This window comes from Alteromonas sp. ISO5 (assembly GCF_058105165.1).
The window spans coordinates 1,453,397-1,478,724 of record NZ_CM176572.1; the positions used below are offsets into that span (position 1 = coordinate 1,453,397).

24 protein-coding genes and 2 rRNA genes are annotated in these 25,328 nt (G+C 48.6%); 13 read left to right on the forward strand and 13 right to left on the reverse strand.

Annotated elements, in window-relative coordinates; all coding sequences use genetic code 11:
- Window positions 1-128 precede the first annotated feature (128 nt).
- Window positions 129-1,142: a glycosyltransferase family 9 protein gene (locus tag AC2T0J_RS06560; protein WP_489809344.1), complete on the reverse strand. Its 1,014-nt coding sequence runs from the start codon at window positions 1,140-1,142 to the stop codon at window positions 129-131.
- A 136-nt stretch (window positions 1,143-1,278) separates the two neighbouring features.
- On the opposite strand from AC2T0J_RS06560, the gene AC2T0J_RS06565 reads away from it, so the two are divergent.
- Together AC2T0J_RS06565 and coaD are read left to right on the forward strand one after the other, a co-directional pair.
- The gene (locus AC2T0J_RS06565; protein ID WP_489809345.1) at window positions 1,279-2,001 is read left to right on the forward strand and encodes a 3-deoxy-D-manno-octulosonic acid kinase; all 723 of its coding nucleotides are present in this window, start codon (window positions 1,279-1,281) and stop codon (window positions 1,999-2,001) included.
- A 69-nt stretch (window positions 2,002-2,070) separates the two neighbouring features.
- Entirely contained in the window at window positions 2,071-2,553 is a 483-nt protein-coding gene (coaD, locus tag AC2T0J_RS06570) for a pantetheine-phosphate adenylyltransferase (protein WP_489809346.1), read from the forward strand.
- 10 nt (window positions 2,554-2,563) lie between these two features.
- Here coaD and mutM read toward each other — a convergent pair whose 3' ends face one another.
- The 9 genes from mutM to radC form a co-directional block, all read right to left on the reverse strand.
- Window positions 2,564-3,379, reverse strand: coding sequence for a bifunctional DNA-formamidopyrimidine glycosylase/DNA-(apurinic or apyrimidinic site) lyase (gene mutM / locus AC2T0J_RS06575; protein ID WP_489809347.1), 816 nt, complete (start codon window positions 3,377-3,379; stop codon window positions 2,564-2,566).
- Window positions 3,379-3,855 carry a hypothetical protein gene (locus AC2T0J_RS06580; protein WP_489809348.1) on the reverse strand — a complete coding sequence of 159 codons (477 nt, stop codon included), beginning with the start codon at window positions 3,853-3,855 and terminating at the stop codon, window positions 3,379-3,381. Before AC2T0J_RS06580 ends, mutM begins: the two co-directional genes overlap by 1 nt.
- A gap of 89 nt (window positions 3,856-3,944) precedes the next feature.
- Window positions 3,945-4,100: a 50S ribosomal protein L33 gene (gene rpmG, locus AC2T0J_RS06585; protein WP_012516577.1), complete on the reverse strand. Its 156-nt coding sequence runs from the start codon at window positions 4,098-4,100 to the stop codon at window positions 3,945-3,947.
- Window positions 4,101-4,112: 12 nt separating this feature from the next.
- Complete coding sequence (gene rpmB, locus AC2T0J_RS06590) at window positions 4,113-4,349, reverse strand: 50S ribosomal protein L28 (protein WP_105933571.1); 237 nt, start codon at window positions 4,347-4,349, stop codon at window positions 4,113-4,115.
- Window positions 4,350-4,564: 215 nt separating this feature from the next.
- The gene (locus AC2T0J_RS06595) at window positions 4,565-6,682 is read right to left on the reverse strand and encodes a YjbH domain-containing protein (RefSeq protein ID WP_489809349.1); all 2,118 of its coding nucleotides are present in this window, start codon (window positions 6,680-6,682) and stop codon (window positions 4,565-4,567) included.
- Between the two features lie 2 nt (window positions 6,683-6,684).
- Window positions 6,685-7,413: a capsule biosynthesis GfcC family protein gene (locus AC2T0J_RS06600; RefSeq protein ID WP_489809350.1), complete on the reverse strand. Its 729-nt coding sequence runs from the start codon at window positions 7,411-7,413 to the stop codon at window positions 6,685-6,687.
- Window positions 7,413-8,108: a YjbF family lipoprotein gene (locus AC2T0J_RS06605; RefSeq protein WP_489809351.1), complete on the reverse strand. Its 696-nt coding sequence runs from the start codon at window positions 8,106-8,108 to the stop codon at window positions 7,413-7,415. The genes AC2T0J_RS06600 and AC2T0J_RS06605 overlap by 1 nt, the downstream gene beginning before the upstream one ends.
- A gap of 81 nt (window positions 8,109-8,189) precedes the next feature.
- The gene (locus AC2T0J_RS06610; RefSeq protein ID WP_489809352.1) at window positions 8,190-8,558 is read right to left on the reverse strand and encodes a hypothetical protein; all 369 of its coding nucleotides are present in this window, start codon (window positions 8,556-8,558) and stop codon (window positions 8,190-8,192) included.
- Between the two features lie 172 nt (window positions 8,559-8,730).
- On the reverse strand, window positions 8,731-9,405 hold the full coding sequence (gene radC, locus AC2T0J_RS06615) for a RadC family protein (protein WP_489810298.1): 675 nt from the start codon (window positions 9,403-9,405) through the stop codon (window positions 8,731-8,733).
- Between the two features lie 153 nt (window positions 9,406-9,558).
- Here radC and coaBC point away from each other — a divergent pair, with 153 nt between their 5' ends.
- The 10 genes from coaBC (at window position 9,559) to AC2T0J_RS06665 (ending at window position 19,489) form a co-directional block, all read left to right on the forward strand.
- Window positions 9,559-10,776, forward strand: coding sequence for a bifunctional phosphopantothenoylcysteine decarboxylase/phosphopantothenate--cysteine ligase CoaBC (gene coaBC / locus AC2T0J_RS06620; RefSeq protein WP_489809353.1), 1,218 nt, complete (start codon window positions 9,559-9,561; stop codon window positions 10,774-10,776).
- Between the two features lie 59 nt (window positions 10,777-10,835).
- Complete coding sequence (slmA, locus tag AC2T0J_RS06625) at window positions 10,836-11,426, forward strand: nucleoid occlusion factor SlmA (protein ID WP_489809354.1); 591 nt, start codon at window positions 10,836-10,838, stop codon at window positions 11,424-11,426.
- A gap of 93 nt (window positions 11,427-11,519) precedes the next feature.
- Entirely contained in the window at window positions 11,520-12,089 is a 570-nt protein-coding gene (locus tag AC2T0J_RS06630) for a TetR/AcrR family transcriptional regulator (RefSeq protein WP_489809355.1), read from the forward strand.
- 98 nt (window positions 12,090-12,187) lie between these two features.
- Window positions 12,188-12,514, forward strand: a complete 327-nt coding sequence (locus tag AC2T0J_RS06635) for a DUF1820 family protein (protein ID WP_489809356.1) — start codon at window positions 12,188-12,190, stop codon at window positions 12,512-12,514.
- A 37-nt stretch (window positions 12,515-12,551) separates the two neighbouring features.
- A complete protein-coding gene (locus AC2T0J_RS06640; RefSeq protein ID WP_489809357.1) occupies window positions 12,552-13,043 on the forward strand; it encodes a hypothetical protein in 492 nt (163 codons plus the stop codon).
- A 77-nt stretch (window positions 13,044-13,120) separates the two neighbouring features.
- On the forward strand, window positions 13,121-13,819 hold the full coding sequence (locus tag AC2T0J_RS06645; RefSeq protein ID WP_489809358.1) for a hypothetical protein: 699 nt from the start codon (window positions 13,121-13,123) through the stop codon (window positions 13,817-13,819).
- Window positions 13,820-13,823: 4 nt separating this feature from the next.
- The gene (locus AC2T0J_RS06650; protein WP_489809359.1) at window positions 13,824-15,227 is read left to right on the forward strand and encodes a Y-family DNA polymerase; all 1,404 of its coding nucleotides are present in this window, start codon (window positions 13,824-13,826) and stop codon (window positions 15,225-15,227) included.
- Between the two features lie 2 nt (window positions 15,228-15,229).
- Complete coding sequence (locus tag AC2T0J_RS06655) at window positions 15,230-18,289, forward strand: error-prone DNA polymerase (RefSeq protein WP_489809360.1); 3,060 nt, start codon at window positions 15,230-15,232, stop codon at window positions 18,287-18,289.
- A gap of 155 nt (window positions 18,290-18,444) precedes the next feature.
- The gene (locus AC2T0J_RS06660; protein WP_489809361.1) at window positions 18,445-18,612 is read left to right on the forward strand and encodes a hypothetical protein; all 168 of its coding nucleotides are present in this window, start codon (window positions 18,445-18,447) and stop codon (window positions 18,610-18,612) included.
- Window positions 18,613-18,943: 331 nt separating this feature from the next.
- Complete coding sequence (locus tag AC2T0J_RS06665) at window positions 18,944-19,489, forward strand: acyloxyacyl hydrolase (RefSeq protein WP_489809362.1); 546 nt, start codon at window positions 18,944-18,946, stop codon at window positions 19,487-19,489.
- 1 nt (window position 19,490) lies between these two features.
- On the opposite strand, the gene AC2T0J_RS06670 is transcribed toward AC2T0J_RS06665, so the two are convergent.
- Entirely contained in the window at window positions 19,491-20,189 is a 699-nt protein-coding gene (locus AC2T0J_RS06670) for an ion transporter (protein ID WP_489809363.1), read from the reverse strand.
- Window positions 20,190-20,357: 168 nt separating this feature from the next.
- On the opposite strand from AC2T0J_RS06670, the gene AC2T0J_RS06675 reads away from it, so the two are divergent.
- Window positions 20,358-21,152, forward strand: coding sequence for a hypothetical protein (locus AC2T0J_RS06675; protein ID WP_489809364.1), 795 nt, complete (start codon window positions 20,358-20,360; stop codon window positions 21,150-21,152).
- A gap of 376 nt (window positions 21,153-21,528) precedes the next feature.
- Here the strand turns inward: AC2T0J_RS06675 and rrf are convergent.
- Together rrf and AC2T0J_RS06685 are read right to left on the reverse strand one after the other, a co-directional pair.
- Window positions 21,529-21,644, reverse strand: a 5S ribosomal RNA gene (gene rrf / locus AC2T0J_RS06680).
- 215 nt (window positions 21,645-21,859) lie between these two features.
- Window positions 21,860-24,728 (reverse strand): 23S ribosomal RNA (locus tag AC2T0J_RS06685).
- Between the last annotated feature and the right edge of the window lie 600 nt (window positions 24,729-25,328).

Sequence of the window (25,328 nt, forward strand, 5' to 3'; positions counted from 1 at the left end):
TTTGCGTAGGTCCCTTCCTGCCGCGAAGTGCCTTCCCTGAGTTGGAAAAGCCCATTTACAAGTTTAGAAAAAAATTGGTTTTTTTAAAGTGTTTATTATTATAACTTTAACGCACTAAAGGCGGCGCTTTATACGCTATCGGTCCTGTTTAGCAGGGTATCGATAGCATTTTTAACCTGTTCAGTGGTGATCATGGTCATCAGATCTTCACCTTTGGCCCGACGCCCCCAGGGCAAAGATTGCCAGGGTTTGCCAGCCTGCTGCTCAATACACTGATCGTAAACTGAAACCACATCGGCCAGGTTGTTATAAGGGCCGGTACGGCGCGGATTAGAATGGGCATACAAGCCGATGACCGGCGTATTCACGGCCGTCGCCATATGGGCAGGGCCGGTGTCGGGCGCAATAACCAAACTGGCCTGTGCGAGCACACCGGCCAGCTCTTTGAGTGTGGTTTTACCAATCAGATCGTCTTTTATGGGAGCGCCGGCAGCCAGGATACTATCGCCGATAGTTCTGTCGAGCGGCCCCGGTCCACCGCAAAGGAATACCGGTATGTTTTTATCAGCAAGGTGCTTTGCGGCCTCGGCATAGCCTTGTGCAGTCCAGTTTCGCTCCGCCTTGGACGCAGCCGGGCAGATAACAGCATAGCGGCCATATTGTTGCTGTAAAGTATTGCCCTTAGCCAGATCAGACTCGCTCAGTGGTAACTGCCAGGCAGGTTTGTCAACAGGCTCAATGCCCATGGCATCAGCAAACGCCATAAAGCCTTCCAGTACATGGGGATGTTGTTGCTTTGCAATGCGTTTATTAATAAACAGGCTATGACCTTCTTTACTGCGGGACTTATCGAACCCTAAACGCACTTTCGCTCTGATAGCACGGGAAAGCAAATTGGCTCGCAGCGCTACCTGCATAACACAGAGCACGTCGAAGCGCTGTGCTTTAAATTGCTGGCGAATGGCCTGCATCCCCTGACGGCCGGTTTTCTTGTCATAGATAACAAACTCCACACCATCCATACCGTTGAGCAATTGGTACTCTATCTTACCGATTATCCAGGTAATGCGAATATCTGGCCTGGCGCTCCTGATGCGACTAACCATTGCCACGGCATGGCACACATCGCCGATGGCAGACAATCTAAGAATACATATTCTTGCATTTTGAGGGAGTTTTAATACACCTGACAAAGAATCTTCCAACTAGCACTGATAAACCCCGCTAATTTGATTACAATCAGCATGATTTAACAAGCCTTAATACTGAGAATTATCGTTGCAAGCCATAGAAACCTATACATCAGGCCGTGATACCCTGTTACTTTGCACCGACCAGTGCGATGCATTCGGGATCCCTATTCCACCGCTCGAATGGTTACAACAGGCGCACTGGCAGCAGTCTGCCACCGCCAACAGCGGGCGTGGTCAGGCGGTACTGATTGATGAGCCGGCGCCAATGGTGCTGAGGGATTACTGCCGGGGGGGGTTGGTCAGGCATGTATCTGAAAGACGGTTTATTTTCGGAGGGCTGACCGCTACCCGCCCTTATCGTGAGCTCAACCTGCTCAATAAAATGCATCAGGCTGGATTACCGGTTCCCAGAGGGCTGGCCGGACGCGTCAGCCGATATGGTATCAGCTACGAAGCCAGTATTTTAATGGCCCGTATTCCCCACAGTTGTGAAGTTCATGAGCACCTGCTTGCAAAGCCACTTACTGCCAAACTGTGGCAACAAGTAGGACGTTTGATCAGGCAGTTGCACGATAATCAGGTTTATCATCACGACCTTAACATTCACAATATTATGATCGATCAGGACGATAAGCTCTGGCTGATTGATTTTGATAAATGTGCAGAGAAGGCCGGTGACCAGTGGAAAGCCGGCAATCTGAGTCGTTTGAATCGCTCCTTACACAAGGAACAGGGCAAGTATCAGGGTTATCATTTTAAGCCAGATAACTGGGATAGCCTGCTAAGTGGTTATAATCAGCCTGGCTAGCCGGATGGTAATTGCATCCGGCGTGAAATCTGGTTACTGTTTTCCTAAATCAAACAATACTTATCTATTATGCATACACGAGCTATTTATCCTGGGACCTTTGATCCCATCACAAATGGTCACGCCGATTTAATCGAGCGGGCCTCACGCATGTTTGATGAAGTGATTGTGGGGATTGCCGCTAATCCCAGTAAAAAGCCGTTATTCAGTCTGGAAGAGCGAGTCTCGCTAATATCAACGGTTACCAGTGAGCTGGACAATGTCACTGTGATCGGCTTTTCGGGTTTGCTGGCTGAGTTTGCCCGCACCGAGAACGCAACTATTCTGATCCGTGGTCTGCGAGCGGTAGCCGATTTTGAATATGAATTTCAGCTGGCTAATATGAACCGTCGGTTAAATCCCGATTTAGAAAGTGTTTTTCTTACCCCTTCGGAGGAGAACTCGTTTATTTCCTCTACGCTGGTGAAAGAAGTGGCATTGCATCATGGCGATGTAGGGCAGTTTTGTCATCCGGCAGTCAAAACAGCGCTGGAAAAACGTTTACACGACTAACCGGCAACGCTTAGCGCTGACACTGGGGGCAGTAAAACGTATTGCGCTGGCCGATGGTCAGACTTTTAATGGGCGTTTCACAGGTGGAGCATGGCTCACCAGCGCGCCCGTAGACGTTCAGAGACTGTTTAAAGTAGCCAGGGTTGCCATCGGTCTGGGTAAAGTCTTTAAGCGTTGTACCACCCTGCTGGATGGCTTTTGCCAGTACTTCTTTAATGGCAATGGTAAGCAACTTATAGCGTTTAGCGCTGACCTTTCCCACTTTACGACGGGGATCGATACCGGCCATAAACAACGCTTCGTTTGCGTAGATATTACCCACTCCCACGACGACCGCGTTATCCATAATAAAATTCTTAATAGCCACCTGTTTATTGCGTGACAACGTCACCAGACGTTCAGCGTCAAAATCGCTTGTCAGTGGCTCCGGGCCCAGGTGAGCCAGTTGCAACGGAGCGGGTTCGTCGGGGGCTTGCCATAAACAGGCGCCAAAGCGTCTGGGATCATTTAGCCGCAGGCATTTGCCACTACCAAGAATTATGTCGATATGGTCATGTTTGACCGGTGCTACGGTGGCATCGAGAACCCGTAGCTTGCCAGACATACCCAGGTGCAGAATAATCCTGCCGCCACTGTCCAGCTCGATAAGCAGATATTTGGCACGGCGGTTAACTGCCCTAACCTGGTGGCCCACCGCATCAGCAAGTGATTCTGGTACCGGCCAGCGTAAACGGCGATCACGGACAATTATATTGCGGATAGTCTGCCCCTCCAAAAACGGGGCAACGCCCAGGCGACTCACTTCGACTTCTGGTAACTCAGGCATTACATTTCCTGCTCATCGCCCAGCCAGGGCAACAGTTGCGACAAACGAACATCGTCGAGGGTATACCACTGCTGATCAAACTGTACCCAGAGGTTTTGATCCTTACCAACAAACGCATAAACCAGTCCCTGTGAGGCACCGGCTATCCATACTACGGCTATCAGTGGTTCGGTCTGTGTGACCTCGCGAGGTGGCTTGGCCGGCTGCATTACGGCGCTGCGCCAGTGTCTGATTTGATCCTCGGGTGTGCTACTCAGGGTGTTATTAACACCATTCCAGCGCCACTGCTGACCCACCCGTTCAAGTTTAAAGCCGCTTTGCTCAATCTTAAGCACGTGGGCGTTTTCAGGCAGCAGCGGTAGGCTCACTGGCTGCTGACTATCCGGCACAAAACGGTCCAGATTAAACAGGAAAATCATGCCTAGCATGGCGAATATCACCACGTTATTGAATCCTCGTTTGGATAGTCTAGCCATAGAGTAGTTACCTGTTGAGATATGCTGCTGACATTCACGCAAAAAACCCGGCAAGGGCCGGGTTTTCGTGGAGACAAAAGCAAGTTTTATTACTTGATTTTGGCCTCTTTAAACATAACGTGCTTACGAACAACGGGATCATACTTTTTGATCTCCATTTTGCCCGGCATATTACGCTTGTTTTTGTCAGTGGTGTAGAAGAAACCCGTACCAGCTGAAGAAACTAATTTAATTTTATCACGCATGATTAGGCTTCCTTAGATCTTTTCGCCACGGGCACGGATGTCTGTTAATACAGCATCGATACCTTTCTTATCGATAATACGCATGCCTTTTGCAGACAGACGCAGTTTTACGAAGCGGTTTTCGCTCTCAACCCAAAAACGGTGAGATTGAAGGTTTGGTAAAAAGCGACGGCGAGTCGCGTTTCTAGCGTGAGAGCGGTTGTTACCTACCGCAGGACGCTTACCTGTTACTTGACATACTCTTGACATTATTTGTCTCCAGAACAACGAATTTTGTCTCGCCAATCGGTCCCACCAGCAATTTGGGTGTCGGGTCTGATGACGTCTTAACCTTTAAATAAGAGGGCGCATTTTATACAGTAAATCTGCGCCGAATTCAACACTAATCCATAAAAACCTGCGATCCTGGGCAAAAAACAGCCAGTCAGATCCTTCAGATCGGCATTTATACCCTGTTTCAGCGCCTAATCCAAGAATGGCGATCGCATTTCGGTTACGCCGATGAGCTGCACCGGACGGTTTAGCATCTGCCCGCCATCCCGCGCGATCGGTACCCATGGGAACTGCCCGCGGCCTGTCGCTGGCTGCAGAATAAACAGATCCAGCGGCACAGAAATGTAAAAGCCTTTGGTAAAGCTGCCTTCACCGTATTCTTCCGACGAGACATTCGTAAATGAGGCGAATGCGCCTACTACGATGCCACTGTCGAAGCGTTTGGCAAAATCGATATTGATACCGCGATCCTTGGCCAGGAACTGCCCTACACTGGCTCTGATGCGTGTATCCGGCAGAAAATCAGGCTGATAGTAAGCCGAGGCAAAACCGGTGACTGCGGAATAATCAATAAAGGCAGTAGTGCTATCAGGGTCGCGCTGTTTCACGTAGTTAATGTCTACGCCGAACGCAAAGTTACTGTCGATGGGACGATACATAATTTCGCCACCCACACCACCGAACATGGTTTCCAGATAGCCGCCATAGCCTTGGTAATACCAATTATCAGCCAGTCTGTCAGACCACTGCATAAATACCGTATCAAGGGTAATCATTGGCCCGGTAACATACTCGCGAACCCGGGTTCTTACCCGCGGCAGAAACGCCTCTTCAGCATCCACGGTATAATTAAATTTATCAAAGTTATCCAGCAACGTGGTGCGGAGCCCACCGTAGATCCCCAGGTGGTCATTAAATTTATACCCCACGTTACTCAGCAAGCCAATTTGGTACAAATAGAAATCTTCCGGGTTACCAAAAGTCTGCGTCCAGAAAAACTTGGTGGAGAAAAAGGCACCGGTAGCACGATGCGGCTCATAGGCATCTACCTGTTGCTGAGTAGGTGAAACACGCTGATAAGTGTTTTCTACATGGCTCTCTGGTACGCTGTACGTTGCGTGCTCGCGAAACTTAGCGGCATCGATAACCGTATCCACCAGCGGGATATTATTGCTTTGCTCAACCAGGTGATATTGTTGAATCGACTCCGGCAGCTCTGAAGCCAGGATCCGGCCTACCCGCTCTATGCCTTCATTGCGGTCACGATAGGTTGTTTGCAGGCCGTAAAAAGTGGCCTGGTCGTCGTCGATTTCAAGGTCGGTGATCGCATACCCTGCATGACGGCGCAGATCGTTAAACAGTTTTTGCCGATTCACTACGGCAGCGTTCTCTGGCGGTCGGATGCTGAGGATTTCGCGCGGTGGATTATCAATTTTGACCTGACTTACCGTGTGCATATTCAGCTTATAGCTCACACCAAAACCGATGGTGTTGCCACGCTGGTAATTGAGTGAAAAATCGAAATTATTCCAACGGTAGACAGCACCAAAGTTCCAGCGGGAGTCCTGCTCCAGTGCACCAGCGCGATCCTGCTGGTAATTATTCCCTTCAAACTCGGCTTTGAAGCTTAGACCTTCCAGCGGGGTCTGATACTCTACGCCCCCAAAGACAGCCATAGGCCCTTTAAAAAAGTTCTGATAATCAACCTTCCCCCCCCGGCCGGAAAAGCCGTCAGGGCGCTCACAGAAGCTGTCTCTTAATTCACAAAAGGGGTTGGTGATGTCGTTCTGATAACCTAAGTACCCCCAGCCTAAGCCAAGGTGAAAATCGAAAGGCCCGACCGCTTTACTGGCATTAACAAACTCGCTTTCAAAAAAGCCGGTGCCGCCAAAATCTCTGAAACCCACCGAAATATCCGGTAAATAATAGCTTTCTTCCCATAGGCGGAATTTAACGTCGAGGCCTTTGTCTTTCAGGGTTTGATCGCCGCTGAAGTCCTTTACATTACTGTAGAGCCGGGTTCTCACGTCGGTATATCGGGCTGTTGCCTCCATCCAGGGGAACAACTGCAAACTTACCGACATAAACCGGTATTCCTGATTGTCAGTGTAACTCATCGAGAGGGCGCCTTCCGGCATCATCCGAGCCGTTGGTGTTTGCCACAAGCCTACACCACCTTGCACCATCTGACTGGGGGTAACTGAATAAGTGGTTGGCTGATCTGATTCGTCAGCCTGGGTCTGAGGCACGGCTGCCATGCAAGCCAGCGCCAGAGTCGACAAAGAGAAAGAAAAACGCGGAGCAGCCAAGGTTACATCCTATGCATCATAAGTTGGGCGATGTTGTCGTTGAGCGGACCGATACGGTCGAAAAACAGCTCATCCTGTAGCGGTATAAAGATTTCACTGCCGGGCATCGGTTTTACGTGCTGGCGATTCCAGTAGGCGATGCCAAGCTTTTTCACATCGCCGTCAGGCTCAAGGAGGTAAGCGAAATCGCGATGAGCATTGGCCGCTAAACGGATATCATCAATATAATCGGTTACCGTGTATTCCGTATTAAACGGTAACGCGGTAGCTTGCTCAACCATACCGCTAAGCCGAATCTCCTTTGCACGTTCCTTAAAACGAATATAGTACTCACCGGTGTTAAACTGCGGGTTAAGGCCCGGATTAAGCCGCACCTGATCATAATCAACAATCAGGTTGAGACGGCGCATCAGCTGCCAACTGCCTATTTCCTGGTATAACGCAGAAAGCTGGCGATATTCCGGACTTCCCTTGGACTGTTCACGAATGAGCGCTGCCAGTTTCTGAAGAATATCCGCCCGTTGCTGTTCTATTTCAGGGGCATTTAACTGATAAACCGCCGCATTGGCCCAGTATTGGGTTGGCTTTCTTTCAACTATAGACAATACCGTTGCCAGACGAACTGGGCGGTCGAAGGTATAAATCTGGCCGGCCACATTGAAGGTAACGGCTATAGCAGCAGTGGCTGAGCAAGACAGCAAGCCGAGCAACACACAAAATAAACGCAACATCAGTTTGCCTCCCGGGCTTTAATTAAACGGGCAATACGACTCACAAATGTCATCTTCATCAGATCGGAATTCGGTGTGGGCTTCTGTTCACTATAAATGATCTGGCCGGAATCCTGCTCCAGCCAGTATAGGTTCTGCCAGGAGGTCTCATGGGTCCAGTAAGGTTTATCAATATTGATAGAAACGGTTTCGGTTACCGGAATAACAGTAAATGCTTTATCGTAAAACGTTACCTCCTGAGGGGCACCACGTTGCCACCGTGAAGTAACAGGCAAGCCATAGTAGTGTTCTTCTACGTCGATATGATATTGCCAGTTAGCGTCTGATAGCTGCTTTTTAGCTCTGAGCGGGTTGCCCTGAAGGTTGTCGGTAAACTGCAAGTCGACATCCAGACCGGCGATACGGATGATTTTATCCTGATCCATGGCAATCACAACATGGTCTGCGGATATCCATTTGTCCTGCCCGTCCTCAATATACGCAAGGGCCATATACACAGGTAGACGCTCACCATGCAGGACTTTAAGGAAGTCAATTTTACTTTCCCGGACCTGTTCCAGAGATAACGAAGGGCCGTCTTCAAAAAATGCCAGACGCAGGGTTTCCAGGTACAACCTGTTAACATTTGAACAGCCAACCAGCACAACGCTGATAGCTACCATGATGAAAAATCGAAGAAATGTTGCAACAGACATGAAAGACACGGTTCAGCCTAATGTAATTCCATAGCCAATAAAAAAGCCGCCCAACAGGCGGCTTTCTAACACTGAGTTTACTTACTGAGGTACAGTAGGTAAATAAGTAGTTGTTACCGGAACAGTGATAGTAGTGGTTACACCGTTGGTATTTGTAGTAGTTAGGGTATTTGTTACATTGTAGCAAATGCCATCTATCTCGTCGTCACCAGCTGCACACTCTGCCTCTGGCTCCGGGTCGATACTAGTGTTTGTATCGTTACTAGCAATAACAGAACCGACTACTGCTGCGGTAATTACACCACCAGCAATACCAGCAGCACCAATACCGCCGAAGCCAGCACTAGCTGAACCCGCGCCACCAGCGCCAGTTGAACTAGAATCTGGTTGTGCATTCGCAGACATTGCCATAGCGGCAGTGATCAGCGTAATAAGCAATGATTTTTTCATGTTTAGTCCTTTCTATGGGATATCCGCCAAGTGATCATACTAAAGCATTTTTAGCGTCAGATCACTAGGGTTGGCGTAAAAAAGTACAACTTAAGATAAAATATACCGGTATAAAAAAACAAACTAAAGTATAAATTTTAAAACCTTTATACCCCATCGGTAACTCTGATGATCACATTAAGCCCTGTTGGGCCAGTGAACACACCTGATTATCGGCCACAATAAAGTGGTCGAGCACCTCAACATCCACCAGCGCCATGGCATGTTTAATATCCCGGGTTAAGCGAATATCTGCTTCGCTGGGCGTGGGATTTCCCGAGGGATGATTATGCACCAGAATAATTGCTGCAGCGTGGTCGGCAATCACCTGCCTGACGATTTCCCGGGGGTAAACGGCAGCGGCATTTATGGTGCCGGAAAACAGCTTTCTGAACATAATTAACTGATGCTGGCTGTCTAGCATTAACACACCAAACACTTCCTGTTTTAAGTCGCGCAGCTCAGCCCGCAGGTAAAACTTAGCATCTTCGGCGCAATGAAATACCGAGCGTTTGTATAATGGCTCAGCCAGTTGGCGGCGGCAGATTTCCATGGCCGCCTGGAGCTCGCAATAGCGGGCTTTGCCAATGCCAGGCACCGCACAGAGCTCATGACTGGAGGCAGAGATAACCCCGCGCAAACTACTAAAATGTGCCAGTAACGTTCCCGCCAACTCCAGTACGGTAAGGCCCCGGGTACCACTGCGTAGGATAATCGCCAGCAGTTCCGTATCGGATAATTGCTGAGGCCCATATTTTAGCAGTCTCTCGCGGGGCCGCTCCTGTAGCGGCCAGTGATGAAGTGTCAGCGTCATAACATCTCTCGGTAAGGTAACGTTGATAACCGCCCCAGACTAAGAGAAAAAACGCGGGCTAACTACTGCACCTGAGCCGGGTTTTCGCTACACACCAGGTGCCGTGCATGCTAATCTTTGACTGTTTAGCTGGTCGGACATAGACACATGACGTTACAAGGTAAAAAAATAGTACTGGGGATTAGCGGCGGCATAGCGGCCTATAAAACCCCTGATTTAGTGCGTAAATTAGTCGCTCAGGGCGCGCAGGTTCGCGTTATCCTCAACCAGTCCGGCGGGCATTTTGTCAGCGAACTGTCGCTGCAGGCCGTGTCGGGTTTTCCGGTTAGCACGGATTTACTGGACCCCGGCGCAGAAGCCGCCATGGGCCATATTGAGCTGGCTAAATGGGCCGATATTCTGCTTATAGCGCCAGCCACCGCCAATACCATGGCCAAGCTTGCCCACGGCATTGCTGACGACTTACTGACCACGGTATATCTGGCTACCTCGGCAACCGTGTGTATTGCCCCAGCCATGAACCAACAAATGTGGAAGGCCAAGCCAACTCAGCACAACCTGCGGTTATTGCGGAGCTATGAAACGCAAATTCTCGGCCCGGCTGACGGCGCCCAGGCCTGTGGCGATATCGGCCCAGGCCGGATGCTGGAACCAGAAAAAATCGTTGAGTGTTTAAACACACTACTTAATAAACCACTGCCATTACGCGGTAAACGCCTGTTGATCACCGCTGGCCCCACCCGGGAAAGCCTAGATCCGGTGCGTTTTTTGTCTAATCACAGCTCGGGCAAGATGGGTTTTGCCATTGCAGAACAGGCCCGAAGCCTTGGTGCCGAGGTAACCCTGATAGCCGGCCCGGTTGCTTTGCCCACGCCAGCCGGGGTAACGCGAATTAATGTAGAAAGCGCCGGACAGATGCTTGAGACTGTTATGGCCAAGGTAAACAGTCAGGATATTTTTATCGCAACCGCTGCCGTTGCCGATTACCGGGCAGAAAATGTAGCGGACAATAAAATCAAAAAAAATGCCGATGAGTTAACACTTACTTTTGTAAAAAACCCTGATATCCTAAAAACAGTAGCAGGTTTGCCTAAGCCACCATTTTGCGTTGGTTTTGCTGCAGAGAGCCAGGATGTTGAAGCTTATGCAAAACGGAAACTGGCCGATAAAAAGCTCGATATGATTGCGGCGAATGATATTACTGTTGCCGGATTAGGGTTTAACAGTGACGCCAATGCGTTACAGGTGTTCTGGCCGGAGGGGCACTGTGATTTACCCGCCCAGCCTAAAACTGAGCTCGCACTGGCGCTGTTGAACGTAGTCATTGAACAATATCAAGAAAAAAACGACACACTGTCATTATAATTCACAATAAAGTGGAAACTGTTGTCACTCAATAATATGGTGGAGGAAGCACTTTTATTATGCCTGCTGCAAAACGAACTAACCGTAGAGCGCAAATTCTACAGGCGCTCGCCGGAATGCTGGAAACCAGCCCCGGTCAGCGTATAACCACGGCGAAGCTTGCTGAAAAAGTAGGCGTATCTGAAGCCGCGCTGTATCGTCACTTTCCCAGCAAAGCCCGGATGTTTGAAGGCTTAATTGAGTTTATTGAGGAAACCCTGTTTTCGCGCATCAATAAAATTATCAATGAAGAGAAAGACGCGGCAGCCCGTTGTCAGCTCATCCTGCACCTCATTCTTGGCTTTGCAGAAAAGAACCCCGGCATTACCCGCATTTTGAACGGTGATGCGCTGATGGGCGAGCAGGAACGGTTGCGTCTTCGCATTGCCAAACTGTTCGAACGTCTGGAGACTCAGTTAAAGCAAGTGTTACGGGAGCGCCGTTTGCGTGAGGGCAAAGAGCTTGCCGCCGATGAAGGACTGATTGCTAACACGCTTATCTGTTTTACAGATGGCCGGATCAACCAGTTTATCCGCAGTGGTTTTCAGCGCAAACCCACTGAACATTTCAATGAGCACTGGGCCTGCTTTAAGCAGTCTTTTTTCATTTAAAAACGATGCCGATTGAAGACTGATACCAACCGTTTATTTGCATTCCATGCGAGGCAAACTACAGTTAACTTAGATTAAAACGCTGACTTTATTATGCCTCGCACATCGCTTTACAACCTGGATGATATTCTCTGCGAAGCGGAAGATATCTTTATTGAACACAGTTACAACGGTGCCGTAATGGACGAGATTATTGCCCGGACTGAGTTTAATCGCAGAGGGTTTTATCTTGAGTTTGGCAGCAAGCTAAAGTTTCTTTACGCGGCCCTTGAGTATTACAATACCCACAAGCTGTCACCCATTCTTGCTCACCTTGAAGACCATCAGGGCCTGGCTTCTATTGAACGCTTCTTTGCGGCTTACATTGAGCATGTTTACGGCCGGGGCTGCTTGCTGATTAACATGCTAACCGAATTAGGCAGTGAAGATGATCATATCCGCTCACTGGGCCGCCACTACCTCGACAAACTCCAGTTGGCGTTTATCGGTTGCCTTGAGCAAGCGCAACGCCAGCAAACTGTGCAAACCCATATCAACGTTGAAGCAGTAGCCTTACAGCTCACCAGTTTCGTGCAGGGATTTGCCATCAACAGCATTCTGGCGGAAAGCGAAGAAGAGTTACATATCGCCACCCGCGCTTTACTGCAGCCCATTTCGCAATAACAATTCTGCTTTCTCCTCTTGGAGAGGCAGCCCATCTCCCTTTATAATCAGCGCTAGTGCTATACCAATCCTTTTCAGTAGTAATTAAGAGAACATAAATGGCCGACAATAAAACGCTCTACCGGGTACAGTTTGTGAGTAATGGTGAACATTATGAGCTTTATGTGCGGGAAGTCTCCCAAGGCGGATTATTCGGGTTTGTTGAAATTGGCGATTTTGTCTGGGATAACCACACTCACATTGTGGTGGATCCCTCCCATGAAAAACTCAAAACCGAGTTTGCCGATGTCACCAGTACTTTTATTCCCATGCATAATGTGCTTAGAATCGACCAGGTCAAAAAACAAGGTAGTGCCAAAATCACCGAGTTATCGGATAAGGTAACCGCGTTCCCCGGACCGATATATACCCCCAACAAAGATTAACCCTGCGGGCCTGTACTGACACAAGGATTATTCTGACATGCTGATATTTGCAAGCTTTGCGGCTCTGGTTTTGTTATTGATTTTTTTTGGTCTGAAAGTTCAGAACTTACAAAAGCAACTGCAGCTCTGCCAGAACAGCCTGAAAGCCACATCAAGACGAATGAGCGATGCCAACGGCAGTATGGTGGTGCTCGCACAACAGGTTCAGAGCTTTTTGGCCGAACGTCTCGATTCCTCACACAAGCGTGGTTTAGTGAACGCAAAGCACTATGAAACACTGCAACCGATGTTTGAAAAAATCAGCACAGTAGCGGTGTATTGCATGGAAAAAGACATGTCGGTTGAAGAAGCCCTCAATGCCGCTTTACAGGATGGGGAAGTGACCCTCGAGCAACTTCGCGAAGTCATTAAAGTCCAACCCAGTGACATCCGCATGGCCTGGAGTAAAAATACTCTGGATGGCTTCATTATCGCCTGTAAGGGCCTTAGCTTTCCGCCAACCAAATCCGAAAACAGTAAAGCGGAATAAGTAAACAAACCCCACGCGCCTCTTGCAGAGGCGTTTTTTTTGACTAAAATACTGTATATATAAACAGTATTTTTATTATGTCAGCATCTATCAGTTCGCTTATTAAACATCCCTTAGTTTTTCGGGGCCGGGACCATCGCCACAGTGTCGATGGCAGCGAAGAGCGGCTGCCTTTCGGCCAGGACAATCTGGATAAAGCCTGCGCGGGCGGAGTGCCAGCAGCTGGCGCGTTGAGCATCAGAGCGCTTGCCGGGCAAGGTGAGCTTCAATTGCTGAACAATGTGCTATTGCAAAAAGCCAGCACGCAAAAACGCATTATCTGGTTGCCCAACCGATTGCACTTAAACCCAAACTGGATGGCCCAAACGCCATACCAGCAACAATCGTGGGTAGTCAACACCACTAACGAAGCAGATGCCCTGTGGGCCTGCGAACAGGCAATCCGCAGTCAGGCTTGTTGTTGTGTAGTGATGTACCTTAGCCAAATAGCGCCGAAGGCTGCCCGGCGCCTGCAGGTGCTGGCAAGGCAATACGATTGCCTGGTGATACTGGTACATCCCGGTAACATGAGCCCGGGCGCGTTGCCGGTAAACATTGATATGGAGCTGAGCTTTGATGTGCGGCAATGGTATGTTCACTTACACCGGGTATCCGGTGCCTGGCCGCAACAGCATATTACCATTGAACACCCGCTGCCGGCTTCTAACAGTGCCATTGTAAACGCGTTCAGGCGGTACAGTAACCGCTCCGCAACTGCCATTCACGAAGTCAGTTAGTTCAATGCACTGGCTTTACCTGCATTTTCCGCGCCTGCAACTCGATCTATTCGAGCAGCTTCATCCTGATCAAACCGGGCCAACAGTAGTGATTGACGGCACCGGCAACACAGTCTGTCAGTTATCGGCTGCAGCCATCAGTGCAGGCATTAAGCCGGGCATGAGCTTAGCGGAAGTAACCGCGATCCATGCCCAAACCTGGATTATTGAATATTCCGTCAATAGCGAAGCGAGTCAGTTAGAGCAGTTGGCTACCACCCTATATGCGATTGCCTCAGACATAGTCTGCGTTGCCTGCAATGGTATTGCCATAAATCTGAGTCCGCTGGTTCGTTATTATCAGGGGCTGGATAATTTTATGGCGTTATGTCAGCGAACGTTAACCGCCCAGCGAGTGCACTTTCACTTTGGCTCTGGCGCCACAATAGAAATCGCCCGGGTACTGGCCCGCAGCCATGTTAACCGGGTAGAGCCAGATCCCAACTTAGCCAATAATCACCTTAAGCACTGTTCATTACAGTCCAGTGAACTGCCAGCCAGAGAAACCGAGCAGTTAAACCGGATTGGCATTCGCACGCTGGGGCAACTTGTTAAGTTACCACTGGAGGAAATTGGTAAACGTTTTAATAATCAGATCATCAGTTACCTGCTGGCTCTCAAAGGCGTAAAGCAGCCTCCTTACAGCTTATTTCACCCGCGTAAGCTATTCAGCCAGTACCTGGAACTTCCCTATGCGGTAGAGTCTGCTCCCCGATTGAGCCGGTACATTGCTATTCCCCTGGCAAATAATTGTGCTTATCTGCAAAAGCGCAATCTGGCCACCGATACCTTACAGTTTGAACTTCAGCAGCGGGAGCACGAAAACCTGGTATTTAAGGTTAACGCCGGGACCGCTCACCATCATTTAAATGAATGGCAAATGCTCATCGACCTTAAACTTGAGCAACTTAAGCTCGACTCTCCGGTGACCTCGCTAACCCTAACCTGTGATCAACTGGTCGAGTTTGATCCGGAAAACCTGTCCCTACTGCAAAGCAGCTACTCAAGACACGCTGAAAATATGCTGTTGGGTAAACTGCTGGCGAGGCTCGGCAGCGACAGTGTAAAAACAGTTCAACAGGTAAATGAACACCGCCAGGATTACGCTGTACAGCAGGCTTGTGCCCCCCAGAAGATTTCGGCGAACTCAGACGTTAACGGCCAGCAACCGGCCTGGCTGCTGACGATGCCCCAACTGCTAATCGAGCAGACTCAAATTCTCTACGGCCCGGAACGGGTTCACACTGGTTGGTGGGATGATCACCCGGTAAAGCGGGACTATTTTTTAGCTGTCACCGGTAAAGGTCAGCGCCTGTGGGTGTACCGGGATGAGCAACAGCATTGGTACGTGCACGGATACTTTGGCTGATTATGTTTGCTGAACTGGTTTGCCAAAGTAACTTTTCATTTTTAGAAGGCGCGTCTCACCCCGAAGAGCTGGTTAATACCGCCGCCTTTCTGGGCTATGAAGCCATAACCATTAGTGATGAATGTTCGGTTGCCGGGGTGGTCAGAGCCCATGCAGAAATAAAGGCTAACGGCTTACCCATTAAGCTGATTGTTGGCAGCGTGTTTCGGCTGGTGCCGGATCTGAAAGTGTGTTTACTGTGCCCGGATAAAACCGCTTATGCCGAGCTCTGCCGTATTATTACCAATGCACGGCGGCGCAGTGAGAAAGGGCATTACGCCTTATCAGAATGGGATTTAAAATCGGTAAAGTCGTGTCTGGCCATCTGGTTACCCGCGTATAACGGCAACGACCGTCAATGGGCAGAGTTTTTTGCTAAGTTTTTCAGCGAACGCTGCTGGATTGGCGTGTCGCGTTTGTTGAACGGTAATGATACCACTCACTTCGCATCAGCAATGTCGCTAAGTGAGGAATATTGCTTTCCTCTGGTAGCAACCAACCAGGCGCTGTTCCATCACCCGGACCGACAGCACACTCAGCATGTTCTGCATGCCATCCGAACACGCTGTACGGTGGCCGATTTAGGCAGGGATGGATTACCAAACCAGGAGCGCAGCCTCAAAACGCTTACCAAACTCACCCGTTTGTATCCTAAGGCCTGGTTAAGCGAGAGTCTGAGTATTGCCAGTCTTTGTCAGTTTAGTCTGGATGAGCTTAAGTATCAGTATCCCAGTGAGCTGGTACCTAACGGCTACACTGCAACCAGCTATCTTCGCCACTGCGTTGAGGCGGGTATCAAAAAACGGTTTAAACAAGGTGTGCCTCAGGCTACCAGAGAGACCATCGAAAAAGAGCTGGCTTTGATCCATTCAGAGCAATTCGAATACTTTTTTCTGACCATTTACGACATTGTGCAATTTGCCAAAGTGCGGGGAATTCTTTACCAGGGCCGGGGCTCTGCAGCAAATTCCATTGTTTGTTATTGCCTTGAAATCACCGCCGTGGATCCACGCCAGATAAATGTGCTGTTTGAACGTTTTATTTCCAAGGAGCGTAACGAGCCCCCGGATATTGATGTGGATTTTGAGCATGAACGCCGTGAAGAAGTTATCCAGTATATTTATGCCAAGTACGGCCGGGAGCGGACTGCGCTGGCGGCGAGTGTGTCTACTTTCCGATTTAAAAGTGCGTTTCGGGAAGTCGGCAAGGCGTTAGGATTGCCCGAATCGCAGCTTGGCTACTGGTTAAAGCAATTTAATCTTCGCGATCGTACGCTTGGCTGGCAAAGCCAGTTACAGGAACTGGGGATTGATCAGGATAGCAGAACAGTTAAGCAGTTAATTACCCTTACAGAAGACATTATTGGGTTTCCCCGGCATCTCTCTCAGCATGTAGGCGGCTTTGTGATTTCAGCAGGTCCCCTGTATGAACTGGTGCCAGTTGAAAATGCCGCTATGGCAGAGCGAAGTGTGATTCAGTGGGACAAGGACGATCTGGAGTCTCTGGGCCTGCTAAAAGTGGATGTACTGGCGCTGGGTATGCTAACGGCTATACGTAAAATCTTTTCGCTGATCAGGGAGCGTTATCAACAGGATATTTCAATTCCTTTTATCTCTGCCCATGGCAGTGATCAGCAGGTGTTTAAGGCCATTTGCAAGGCCGATACCGTGGGTGTTTTTCAGATTGAATCACGCGCCCAAATGACCATGCTGCCCCGATTAAAACCGGTGTCTTACTATGATCTGGTCGTACAAATAGCGATTGTAAGGCCTGGTCCGATTCAGGGAGACATGGTGCATCCTTATTTGCTAAGAAGGCACGGTAAAGAGCCGGTAAGCTACCCTTCTGATGAAGTGAGATCGGTACTAAGCCGAACTATGGGCGTGCCTATTTTTCAGGAGCAGGTGCTCCAGTTAGCCATGGTTGCCGCAGGGTTTACCGGCGGCGAAGCGGATCAGCTCAGAAGAGCCATGGCGAGTTGGAAGAAAAATGGCAAGCTACGTCAGTTCAGAACCAAGTTGCTCGATGGCATGACGCAGCGAGGCTATAAGCCGCAATTCGCCGAGCAACTTTTTGAGCAAATTTGCGGCTTTGGAGAGTATGGTTTTCCGGAGTCTCACTCTGCTTCATTTGCAGTACTGGCTTATGCCTCAGCCTGGCTTAAATATTACTACCCGGTTGAGTTTTATGTTGGTTTACTTAACAGCTGGCCAATGGGATTTTACTCACCGGCACAGCTTATTCAGGATGCTGCCCGGCATCAGGTTTATGCATTGCCGGTTGATATCAATGAAAGCAATATTGACCACAGCGTAATGGATAAACAACACTTCAGATTAGGCCTGAGACAAGTGAACGGCTTATCAGTCAAGGGAATGAATACACTGATAACACAACGCCCGGAAAACGGCTTCGCCAGCCTTGCTGAGATTAAATCGCTCGGCCTTAGCCGTAGTGAACTCTCAGCCCTGGCCAGCGCCAATGCATTAAGTACTCTGGCTAAAGACCGGTTTAATACCCGTTGGCAACTGATGGACTCTCAAATGACTCTGCCTTTATTAAAAGATCAGAATGATACCAGGTCGCAGATGCTAGCCCCTACTGCGGTTGAAGATCTGATTGAAGATTACGCGTCGCTTAATCTGTCTTTGTCGCAACATCCAATAAAACTGCTCCTGGAGCAGCACCCCCTTACCCACCTGACACTGGCAAATGAGGTTTTGAACAAAGCACATAAGTCCCTCATACGAGTAATTGGTTGCGTAGTTGGCCGACAAGCTCCGGGTACTGCCGGCGGAGTAACTTTTATGACGCTTGAGGATCACACCGGTAATCTGAACGTGGTGGTTTGGCAGAGTACAGCCAGGTTGCAGAAAAAAGCCTTTATTAGCAGTAAAATCCTTGAAGTCAGAGGGATATTAGAACGCTCAGAAGAAGGCGTTACTCATATCATTGCCGGAAAACTTATCGATCATAGTGACAAATTTGAACAGTTGCTGATGCACTCCAGGGACTTTCACTAGTGATTGTCTTCAATTCACGTAAAAAATACGTTTATATCGATAAAAACGTATTTAAAACACGCTATGTTTGCCGAAATCTAGTGTTATCGTCGCATTAAGTCATACTTTGTTATGTATAGCTTTAAGGTAAAACTTCTGTTTTAAGCCGCCTGGCGATGCCATTAGGCTTCACGCCGGTCAACTGGCAGAAAAGAATTGATAAGCAGCTTACCCACCTTATCAGGGTAAACGATACCCTCAATGCGCTGGAGCTCATCGCCAAGTACAAGGCCGATGCAGCCAACCTCGAATACTATGTCACTCAACATATCACTTCTCAATAACCCCCACTCTTGGCGAGTTCACATTGGCTCCTGAATTACCCCATGATGTGTTAGCAACAATCAGCCATACCGACTTGCTGGACGAATTTAATGCCATTCTTGCTTTATACCAGGCGTTCATTCAACAACTTCATAAGCAGTACCAAATTAGATCACCCGAGACTATTCTCAACAACTTAAGTGACCAATGCTATTGATTTTTATGTGTAATCTTTTCCACCACCGTTAAAAATTAACATCCTTTTTTATTCGCCCCCTTAATTAACATATATTATCAATAAGTTGCGATTGGCAAATTATTTGCTTCCTTGATTTCAAAGGAGTAAATATCATGCTTAAACCTTATTTTCTTTGTCTTTTTCTTTTTTCTTTTTCGTGCTTTTCATTTGCTAATGATCAGGCTGTTTCTGTAGGTTATCTCAATGGGTTCGATGATATCCAAGGCGTACGGGTGGCATGGCGGCCAACAACCCTGGATATTGATACCACCTGGCTGGGCGATGTAGACGTCTATCTGGAAGGAAGTGTTAACTTTTGGCGTTACTCGCAAAACGGTGACAACGAAACGGATACCAATTTTACGGTTGCACTGACCCCAGTCATTATTAAGCGTCTTGGCACAATTAGCGAACAGTACCCGGTTTACCTGGAAGCAGGAATCGGATTAAGTGTGGTAAGTGACCAGCACTTTGCCGGTAAGGATATTGGATCCCATTACCAGTTTGAGGATAAACTTGGCCTTATTATCGACCTTCATGAAAGTGAAAGGCTTACTCAGCAAGTTGCCATCAGGTTAATTCATTATTCTAACGGCGGCTTAAATAACGACAACCCTGGCCTGGACTTCCTAAACCTGGCTTATATCGCGCACTTTTAATTTAATCGGCGTCTCTCTGCTGCTGTCTGACAGCAGAGAGCGCAGAAGCGACTATGCCTGTAGGTACAGCGATCAAACCAAGCCCTATCATTAGCACTAAGAACGTGAACAGCTTACCGCCAAGCGTGATGGGGTAGATATCGCCATAGCCTACGGTAGTCAGGGTGGCTACCGACCACCACAAACTATCGAAGATAGACCGGAATACATCAGGCTGCGCGGCATGTTCGAAATGATAAATACCAACCGCAGAGAGATACAACAACACAAGGCTGGCCATGGTAAAAATGATTAATTCTTCTTTTGCCACATAGAGCGCACGAGTAAAGCGATGAAAGGCGGTGTTGTACCTCGCAAGCTTTATGATTCTTGCCAGCCTTAATAACCGCAATAACCGCAAAGTAGTGAGATCGACAGCAAATGCCAGGAAAAAAGGCAGTATGGCAATAAGATCCACCAAACCGTAAAAGCTAAAAATGAACCTTAACTTTTTACGAGCCAGGTAGATACGAGTTAGGTACTCAAGGGTAAACAAGGTCACGATGACATATTCGGTATAACGCAACCACCGCCTGTTCTCTGCACTGAGATCGGGTAGCGTTTCTATAGAGAAAGTCACTACAGAAAGCATAATCAGGCTAGTAATGATCAACGAGAAAATAGGCCTATCTAATACTGAGGAAGATGACTGATTACTCATAATGAGGTCCATTCAGGGTGGTTATCTACAGAGGGCTAATATCCATGGCTGAATTAGATGCCCTGTACATTTATTATTCATCGCCTTGCTCGGTAATTGCAAATCTCATTGGTAACATCAATTCACTGTGTACTATAGTTAATTTATGATTCCCGGCGTTAAGTAATTATGAAGCCCCCTTTATTTAGCAAAGTGTTTAGCTTAGTCTCCTTGTTATTAACATCAGTACTGGCATTTAACCCTGCTTGTGCAAAAACCTATGTGGTCGCCTCACAAAACATTGCCTATTATCCTCACTACGAATTTTCGGCGGTAAAAGACCGTGGTTATGCCTGGGCTTTACTTGAAGCCTTTGCAGCCGATCGGGGCATAACATTTGAATATGTCAGCATGCCGGTTTTGCGCTTACAAATTGAACTCGAAAAGGGAAACGTTGACTTTGTTTATCCCGACCACCCAACCTGGACCAACCCGGTTAACGACAATTCTACTAAGCACTTTAGTACTCCACTTACAGAGAGCCTCGTGGGCACATTTGTAAAGCCAGAGCGGTTTGGACAGGGAGCGTCATCGATACGGAAGGTTTCAATTGTACTGGGGTTTTCGCCGTTGTACTGGCAGGACCGCATCAACAGTGGCCAAACCAAACTTATTTCAGTAGCAGACAACAAGTCAGCCATCTATATGGCGCAGTGGGATAGAGCCGACGCTTTTGATATGGACTACTACGTTGCACAGCACCTGATGCAAAAGCTTGAAGATATAGACGATTTTAAACTCGATCCTGATCTGCCCGTTACCGTGGTCGAGTTTTGTTTATCAACGTTGAAAAACCCAGAATTACTATTAGAGCTTGATGAGTTTATTGCCAGCAACCCAGGGTTGGTTGCCATGCTTAAAGCCCGCTATGACATCGGTAACCCCCGTTACCGCCTTGAGTCTATTCAGGCAGGCCTTCAGTAGTTTTAAGTACATTGCGGGATGACGGTGATGTTGGTGTTTATTGTAGTGCTTTTATGGGCTCGGCGGTTGCACGACGTGGGTCCCGGTCTTCGCGAAGCGAAACAGGGATGAAAGTTCTTTCTTTTATTCAATTAACAGAGCGCTCACATGAGGCTGGGCCGGTCACCGGCGGAGGTTGACCGAATGTCCTGTGGACATTCGCAGCGACCGGAGCGACGCGGCTGGATGCCCGCTACAGGGATGTATCATTAGCGGACGACGCTGTTCGGGTGGATATGACCTTCGAGGGTTAGGTCTTCATGGCGTGGTAGGTGAGTACCAGTCCTAAACGCAAAAAACCCAGCTTTCGCTGGGTTCTTTGTTTTTTGAATTGGGAGCCTGGCGGTGTTCTACTCTCACATGGGGAGACCCCACACTACCATCGACGCTAACGTGTTTCACTTCTGAGTTCGGAATGGAGTCAGGTGGGACCACGTCGCTATTGCCGCCAGGCAAAACTTGGTGCAAAAAATATTGCGTAGCAATTTCTTTTGCGCAAGGGGGACTCGATTTACGCTCTGCAGCGAGTCAAGTCAGCCTTACTTTAAAATCTTAACAACTTTGGAATCTGATACGTATTCAATCTGTTGAGTAACGTCACTACTCTCTTTGACTTAATTAGTCAGCCATTCCATCAACTTCTAAATGTAAAGCCATTTAGGCGTTGTATGGTTAAGCCTCTCGGGCAATTAGTACAGGTTAGCTTAACGCCTTGCAACGCTTCCACACCCTGCCTATCAACGTCATAGTCTATAACAACCCTTCCAGCACTTACGTGCAGGGATGACTCATCTTGGGGCTCGCTTCCCGCTTAGATGCTTTCAGCGGTTATCGATTCCGAACTTGGCTACCGGGCAATGCCTTTGGCAAAACAACCCGAACACCAGCGGTTCGTCCACTCCGGTCCTCTCGTACTAGGAGCAGCTCCCCTCAATCATCCAACGCCCACACCAGATAGGGACCGAACTGTCTCACGACGTTCTAAACCCAGCTCGCGTACCACTTTAAATGGCGAACAGCCATACCCTTGGGACCGACTTCAGCCCCAGGATGTGATGAGCCGACATCGAGGTGCCAAACACCGCCGTCGATATGAACTCTTGGGCGGTATCAGCCTGTTATCCCCGGAGTACCTTTTATCCGTTGAGCGATGGCCCTTCCATACAGAACCACCGGATCACTATGACCTACTTTCGTACCTGCTCGACGTGTCTGTCTCGCAGTTAAGCTAGCTTATGCCATTGCACTAACCTCACGATGTCCGACCGTGATTAGCTAACCTTCGTGCTCCTCCGTTACTATTTGGGAGGAGACCGCCCCAGTCAAACTACCCACCAGACACTGTCCTCAATCCCGATAAGGGACCTAAGTTAGAACATCAAACATACCAGGGTGGTATTTCAAGGACGGCTCCACAGAAACTAGCGTCTCTGCTTCGAAGCCTCCCACCTATCCTACACAAGTAGGTTCAATGTTCAGTGCCAAGCTGTAGTAAAGGTTCACGGGGTCTTTCCGTCTAGGTGCGGGTACACAGCATCTTCACTGCGATTTCAATTTCACTGAGTCTCGGGTAGAGACAGCGTGGCCATGGTTACACCATTCGTGCAGGTCGGAACTTACCCGACAAGGAATTTCGCTACCTTAGGACCGTTATAGTTACGGCCGCCGTTTACCGGGGCTTCGATCAAGAGCTTCGCCTAAGCTAACCCCATCAATTAACCTTCCGGCACCGGGCAGGTGTCACACCCTATACGTCCTCTTTCGAGTTTGCAGAGTGCTGTGTTTTTAATAAACAGTCCCAGCCACCTGGTCACTGCGGCCCCCGACCGCTTAAGGAGCAAGTCCTATCACAATCAGGGGCGTACCTTCTCCCGAAGTTACGGTACAATTTTGCCGAGTTCCTTTACCCGAGTTCTCTCAAGCGCCTTAGTATTCTCTACCTGACCACCTGTGTCGGTTTGGGGTACGGTTTACATAATCATACGTTTAGAAGCTTTTCCTGGAAGCAGGGCATCAACAACTTCACCACCTTGGTGGCTCGTCTCGCGTCTCAGCCTTAGAATTCCGGATTTACCTAAAATTCCAGCCTACTCGCTTTCACTTGGACAACCAACGCCAAGCTTGCTTAGCCTTCTCCGTCCCTCCATCACTGATTATATAAGTACGGGAATATTAACCCGTTTCCCATCGACTACGCATCTCTGCCTCGCCTTAGGGGCCGACTTACCCTGCCCTGATTAGCATGGGACAGGAAACCTTGGTCTTCCGGCGTGCGGGTTTTTCACCCGCATTATCGTTACTCATGTCAGCATTCGCACTTCTGATACCTCCAGCAAACTTCACAGTTCACCTTCAACGGCTTACAGAACGCTCCCCTACCCAGCATGTAAACATGCTGCCGCAGCTTCGGTATATTGCTTAGCCCCGTTACATCTTCCGCGCAGGCCGACTCGACTAGTGAGCTATTACGCTTTCTTTAAAGGGTGGCTGCTTCTAAGCCAACCTCCTAGCTGTCTGGGCCTTCCCACATCGTTTCCCACTTAGCAATATTTTGGGACCTTAGCTGGCGGTCTGGGTTGTTTCCCTCTTCACGACGGACGTTAGCACCCGCCGTGTGTCTCCCGGATAGTTCTCATTGGTATTCGGAGTTTGCAAAGGGTTGGTAAGTCGGGATGACCCCCTAGCCTTAACAGTGCTCTACCCCCAATGGAATTCGTCCGAGGCTCTACCTAAATAGATTTCGGGGAGAACCAGCTATCTCCCGGTTTGATTGGCCTTTCACCCCCAGCCACAAGTCATCCCCTAACTTTTCAACGTTAGTGGGTTCGGTCCTCCAGTTGATGTTACTCAACCTTCAACCTGCCCATGGCTAGATCACCGGGTTTCGGGTCTATACCTAGCAACTAGACGCGCAGTTAACACTCGCTTTCGCTACGGCTCCCCTACATGGTTAACCTTGCTACTAAATATAAGTCGCTGACCCATTATACAAAAGGTACGCAGTCACCCCTAAAGGCTCCCACTGCTTGTACGTATACGGTTTCAGGTTCTATTTCACTCCCCTCACAGGGGTTCTTTTCGCCTTTCCCTCACGGTACTGGTTCACTATCGGTCAAATAGGAGTATTTAGCCTTGGAGGATGGTCCCCCCATCTTCAGTCAGAATAACACGTGTTCCGACCTACTTAATATGTAAACAAAGCCGCTTCATGTACGGGACTATCACCCTGTACCGTCCAACTTTCCAGAAGGTTCCACTACAACTTTATTTATCGGCTGCTCCCCGTTCGCTCGCCGCTACTAAGGGAATCTCGGTTGATTTCTTTTCCTAAGGGTACTTAGATGTTTCAGTTCCCCTCGTTTGCCTCTACAACCTATGTATTCAGTTGCAGATACCTGTAAACAGGTGGGTTTCCCCATTCGGACATCTGTGGCTCAAATGCGTTTTGTCAGCTCACCACAGCTTTTCGCAGACTTACACGTCCTTCATCGCCTCTATTTGCCAAGGCATCCACCGTATACGCTTAGTCACTTAACCATACAACCCTAAATAGCTTCCGCTTGAGAACCTGTGTTGCGCGTCACGTCCTCGTTCGCTCAGTTATGCGTTATTCACACACGCCTTCGCTTACTCGTCGTAGCCGCTTACCCAGAACCTCAATCGTCGCTATTTCCACTTATTGACATGACTCATAAGTGTCCATAGCCGTTACAACTCAACCCAAAGCGTGCGACACGCTAAAAGGATGGACTGCGTTGCGCCTACCTCCGCCTTTTTATCCGGAGTCAGGTGAGAATTGAATCTCTGTTGTATGCATGACTGTCTAATCAAATTACATTGCTGTTTTCACAGCGCCGTATGTCAAGTAGAGAGTAGTTCGTGCAAAATTTTCATCATTGCGTTAGCGTTGATGGAAACTTTTGCGCAAGGAGGACTCACAGTACGCTCAGTTGTGTAAACTAAACTTACTGCTTATTCTCTCAGTTACTCAATATTGATTGATTACTAATATCAGCTTTCCAAATTGTTAAAGAACGGTTTGCAAAAAAATATTGCGTTAGCAATTTCTTTTGGTATTCGTTACATCCCCTTCATACATCGTATGATGGCGAAATAACAAAACAATCTGTGTAGGCA

Excerpts from the sequence above, each read along its gene's own strand:
- coaD (WP_489809346.1), top strand. The coding sequence starts at position 2,071 with ATGCATACACGAGCTATTTATCCTGGGACCTTTGATCCCATCACAAAT.
- mutM (WP_489809347.1), bottom strand. The coding sequence starts at position 3,379 with ATGCCTGAGTTACCAGAAGTCGAAGTGAGTCGCCTGGGCGTTGCCCCG.
- AC2T0J_RS06580 (WP_489809348.1), bottom strand. The coding sequence starts at position 3,855 with ATGGCTAGACTATCCAAACGAGGATTCAATAACGTGGTGATATTCGCC.
- rpmG (WP_012516577.1), bottom strand. The coding sequence starts at position 4,100 with ATGCGTGATAAAATTAAATTAGTTTCTTCAGCTGGTACGGGTTTCTTC.
- rpmB (WP_105933571.1), bottom strand. The coding sequence starts at position 4,349 with ATGTCAAGAGTATGTCAAGTAACAGGTAAGCGTCCTGCGGTAGGTAAC.
- AC2T0J_RS06600 (WP_489809350.1), bottom strand. The coding sequence starts at position 7,413 with ATGTTGCGTTTATTTTGTGTGTTGCTCGGCTTGCTGTCTTGCTCAGCC.
- AC2T0J_RS06605 (WP_489809351.1), bottom strand. The coding sequence starts at position 8,108 with ATGTCTGTTGCAACATTTCTTCGATTTTTCATCATGGTAGCTATCAGC.
- AC2T0J_RS06610 (WP_489809352.1), bottom strand. The coding sequence starts at position 8,558 with ATGAAAAAATCATTGCTTATTACGCTGATCACTGCCGCTATGGCAATG.
- coaBC (WP_489809353.1), top strand. The coding sequence starts at position 9,559 with ATGACGTTACAAGGTAAAAAAATAGTACTGGGGATTAGCGGCGGCATA.
- slmA (WP_489809354.1), top strand. The coding sequence starts at position 10,836 with ATGCCTGCTGCAAAACGAACTAACCGTAGAGCGCAAATTCTACAGGCG.
- AC2T0J_RS06630 (WP_489809355.1), top strand. The coding sequence starts at position 11,520 with ATGCCTCGCACATCGCTTTACAACCTGGATGATATTCTCTGCGAAGCG.
- AC2T0J_RS06635 (WP_489809356.1), top strand. The coding sequence starts at position 12,188 with ATGGCCGACAATAAAACGCTCTACCGGGTACAGTTTGTGAGTAATGGT.
- AC2T0J_RS06640 (WP_489809357.1), top strand. The coding sequence starts at position 12,552 with ATGCTGATATTTGCAAGCTTTGCGGCTCTGGTTTTGTTATTGATTTTT.
- AC2T0J_RS06645 (WP_489809358.1), top strand. The coding sequence starts at position 13,121 with ATGTCAGCATCTATCAGTTCGCTTATTAAACATCCCTTAGTTTTTCGG.
- AC2T0J_RS06650 (WP_489809359.1), top strand. The coding sequence starts at position 13,824 with ATGCACTGGCTTTACCTGCATTTTCCGCGCCTGCAACTCGATCTATTC.
- AC2T0J_RS06655 (WP_489809360.1), top strand. The coding sequence starts at position 15,230 with ATGTTTGCTGAACTGGTTTGCCAAAGTAACTTTTCATTTTTAGAAGGC.
- AC2T0J_RS06660 (WP_489809361.1), top strand. The coding sequence starts at position 18,445 with ATGCCATTAGGCTTCACGCCGGTCAACTGGCAGAAAAGAATTGATAAG.
- AC2T0J_RS06665 (WP_489809362.1), top strand. The coding sequence starts at position 18,944 with ATGCTTAAACCTTATTTTCTTTGTCTTTTTCTTTTTTCTTTTTCGTGC.
- AC2T0J_RS06670 (WP_489809363.1), bottom strand. The coding sequence starts at position 20,189 with ATGAGTAATCAGTCATCTTCCTCAGTATTAGATAGGCCTATTTTCTCG.
- AC2T0J_RS06675 (WP_489809364.1), top strand. The coding sequence starts at position 20,358 with ATGAAGCCCCCTTTATTTAGCAAAGTGTTTAGCTTAGTCTCCTTGTTA.